Below are 3,285 nucleotides of genomic sequence, written 5' to 3' on the forward strand. Positions count from 1 at the left end.
TCGCCGACAAGGCGTACTCGTCCGGCACGATCCGCCGCCAGCTCCGCGCCCGTGGAATCACCGCGGCCATCCCCGAGAAGAGCGACACCATCGCCTCCCGCAAACGCCGAGGCTCCCGCGGTGGCCGGCCTCCGAAACTCAACGCCGACCTCTACAAAGACCGCAACGTCGTCGAGCGATCCTTCGCGCAGGCCAAGCAGTGGCGAGCTCTGGCCACCCGATACGACAAACTCGCGATCACCTACCGCGCCGCCGTCACGCTCTGCGCAATCCTGACCTGGCTACGCCAATTAGGAGACACGCCCTAATACGCAGACCTTCCACTAAACGGGCCCTTCACTATGAAGGGCCACTAAACGATGCCGAGCTGTAGTTTCTGCGAACTCACCCTTCCCCAAATTTCCCCCATCTTCGAGGGCACGAGGGTTCTCCACCATGGTCTCGATCGTTCCAGCCTGTCCTGAGTGTCAGCTCGCCAGCGGAAGTTCTTGATCAGACCTCCACCTGATCTCCACACAAATACGCGGGCGTACCGGCCAATGTGGAACTCGACCGGAAGACAGGGGCGTGGTATGGAGTGGGCGAGTGTAACCGTGGTGGCCATTGGCCTGGGCGTGTTCTGGGCCAGCGTGCTCTGCCTCATTGTCGCCCTGACAGGGACCGCTCCCCAGGCGTGAGACACCCAGGGACCAATCGATGGGTGAGCCGGGTTCAACCACCTACCCCACATACCCCATATGGGTATAATTGGAGGTGTTCCAGTGAGCACCAGCAACGAATATGAAGAGGAGAAGATGTCTATCCAGCCTCGCAGTAACCTTCCGTTGGAAGCGATCGCTGAATCCTGCACGTGCTGCTCCACACCCAGACCCTCGGTGCCGATGCCGATCCACGGTCTCCAGACCGACCGCCACGCCTCGCACCCGGCGCCACCACCCCCCAGACACCGGCGGGCCACACGCTCGGGACTGAGAAGTAGCGAAGGACGATCGCGATGATGTGGAACAACGGGATGGGTTCGGGAATGGGCTGGATGTGGATCTTCTGGCTCTTGGTCATTCTGGGCACGGTGGTGGTCACCGTCGTCCTGGCGAAAGCGTTCACCGGCGGCCGGGGCCAGACCGGAGGGCATGAGCATGTCAAAACCGGGGAACGCCCGCGCCAGCCGCGAGAGATCCTGGACGAACGCTACGCCCGTGGAGAGCTAACCACCGAGGAGTACCGGGAGCGACTACACACTCTGGGCGAGGGACGGCAGTGAGCGAGCTGACCCGACGGCAGCTCCTCGCACTGGGTTTGGCAGGGGCCGGCACCGCCGCCGTGGGCGGGGCCGGCCTGTGGTGGACCGTCAGTGAGGGCAACACCACGAACAGTGGTGGCTTCTCCGACGGTGGTGATGACCTTCTCGAGCCGGACGTGGTGGCCAGTCGGGACGGTGTGCTCGATCTGGAGTTGGTCGCCGCCCCCGCCCGGGTCAAGATCGGCGGGCGAAACGCAAACGTGCAGGCGTTCAACGGCACACTCCCAGGCCCCACCCTGCGCGTTCGGGGCGGAGACACGATCCGAGTGGCGATTGCCAACGAACTCGACACCCCGACCAACCTGCACGTACACGGGTTGCACGTCTCCCCCGAGGGCAATGGCGACAACCCCTTCGTCAGCATCTCCCCCGGCGAGTCCTTCGACTACGAAATCGTCCTGCCAAACGACCACCCGCCCGGGACTTTCTGGTACCACCCCCACCACCACGGCCATGTCGCTGACCAACTGGCGGCCGGACTCTACGGAGCGATCGTTGTTGAGGACCCCGAGCCGGTCCCGGTGTCCCGTGAGCGCACCTTGGTCGTCTCCGACATCACCCTCGACGGCACTGGCAACCCGGCTGCCGCGTCCCCGCCCGAGAAGATGATGGGCCGTCAAGGCGAGATAGTGATGGTCAACGGCCAGGTTCGGCCCCGGGCCACCGCTTCGCCGGGAGAGCGAGAGCAGTGGCGGATCGTCAACGCCTGCCCGTCCCGCTACCTGCGCCTGACCCTGGATGGTCAGTCTCTGCGCCTGCTCGGCCGTGACACCGGCCGCCTACCCGAACCTGTCGACCTCACCGAGGTGACGCTGGCTCCCGGAAACAGAGTCGAACTCCTGGTGGACGCTCGCCAGGGCACCTCCACTCTGCTCAGCATCCCGGTGGACCGCGGCGCCATGCCTGGCATGATGGGCGGACCCATGGCCGGTGCGTTCCCGGCGGACGACGAGCCGATCGGTCTGCTCACGCTGGACGTGACTGGGCCCCCGGCGGACGAACCCGATCCCGTGCCCGCAGGACCGGCCCTGCGGGACCTGCGCACCGCACCGGTAACTGCCCGTCGAACCCTGGAATTCGCCATGGGCATGGGCATGGGCCGTGGGATGCGCGGAGCCGAATCGATGATGTCGTTCACCATCAACGGCCGACAGTTCGACGCCGACCGAAACGACATCACGGTCCGCGCCGGAACTGTGGAGGAATGGACCCTGACCAACACCAGCCCCATGGACCACCCAATGCACCTGCACGTGTGGCCCATGCAAGTCCTCGACGACGGCGAGTCACCCACCTGGCAGGACGTGGTCAACATTCCGGCCTTCGGCCGCGTCACCATCCGCGTGGCCTTCGACGACATCGTCGGCCGCACCGTCTACCACTGTCACATCCTCGACCACGAGGACCTCGGCATGATGGGCACGATCCTGGTCCGCTGAACTCGGCGCACCCGACCGCAAGCACACCGCCAACCCCGCCCGACGAGAAGAAAGTACGGTACCGCATGGATCGCAGCGCCCAGTCCTCGAACTCACTGACCCTCACTGGATCCGTTGCGCTCGGGACGGGGGTGATGATCGGGGCGGGCATTTTCGCCCTGGTAGGGCAGGTCGCCGAGCTGGCCGGGGGGTGGATGCCGTGGGCCTTCCTTGCCGGGGCAGTGGTGGTGGCCTTCAGCTCCTACTCCTACATCCGCTACTCAGCCACCAACCCTTCCTCGGGCGGAATCGCGATGCAACTCAAAGCCGCGTATGGACCCGGGGTCGTGGCTGGCTCGGTTTCGCTGTTCATGTACGTGTCGATGATCCTCGCCGAGTCCCTTCTCGGCCGAACCTTCGGTACCTACATGCTGCGACCGTTCGGGATGCAGGACTCCGACGTGTGGGTCCCGGTGCTGGCCGTCCTCGCCATCGCCGGCGCCGCACTGGTGAACCTGGTGGGCAACCAACTAGGGCGTGTCTCCCATAGCTGAGCGGTGACCCGCG

4 protein-coding genes are annotated in these 3,285 nt (G+C 65.2%); all 4 read left to right on the forward strand.

Annotated elements, in window-relative coordinates:
- The coding region (locus G6023_RS11485) for a transposase (RefSeq protein ID WP_182635581.1) at positions 1–308 on the forward strand (308 nt) is incomplete at its 5' end.
- Between the two features lie 686 nt (positions 309–994).
- Positions 995–1,261: an SHOCT domain-containing protein gene (locus G6023_RS11490; RefSeq protein ID WP_003862069.1), complete on the forward strand. Its 267-nt coding sequence runs from the start codon at positions 995–997 to the stop codon at positions 1,259–1,261.
- Entirely contained in the window at positions 1,258–2,739 is a 1,482-nt protein-coding gene (locus tag G6023_RS11495) for a multicopper oxidase family protein (protein ID WP_067718740.1), read from the forward strand. Before G6023_RS11490 ends, G6023_RS11495 begins: the two co-directional genes overlap by 4 nt.
- A 65-nt stretch (positions 2,740–2,804) precedes the next feature.
- A complete protein-coding gene (locus tag G6023_RS11500) occupies positions 2,805–3,272 on the forward strand; it encodes an amino acid permease (protein ID WP_069389168.1) in 468 nt (155 codons plus the stop codon).
- Positions 3,273–3,285: the final 13 nt, after the last annotated feature.

The sequence above is a fragment of the Dietzia sp. DQ11-71 genome (assembly GCF_014144995.1).
GTDB lineage: Bacteria > Actinomycetota > Actinomycetes > Mycobacteriales > Mycobacteriaceae > Dietzia > Dietzia kunjamensis.

Excerpts from the sequence above, each read along its gene's own strand:
- G6023_RS11490 (WP_003862069.1), top strand. The coding sequence starts at position 995 with ATGATGTGGAACAACGGGATGGGTTCGGGAATGGGCTGGATGTGGATC.
- G6023_RS11500 (WP_069389168.1), top strand. The coding sequence starts at position 2,805 with ATGGATCGCAGCGCCCAGTCCTCGAACTCACTGACCCTCACTGGATCC.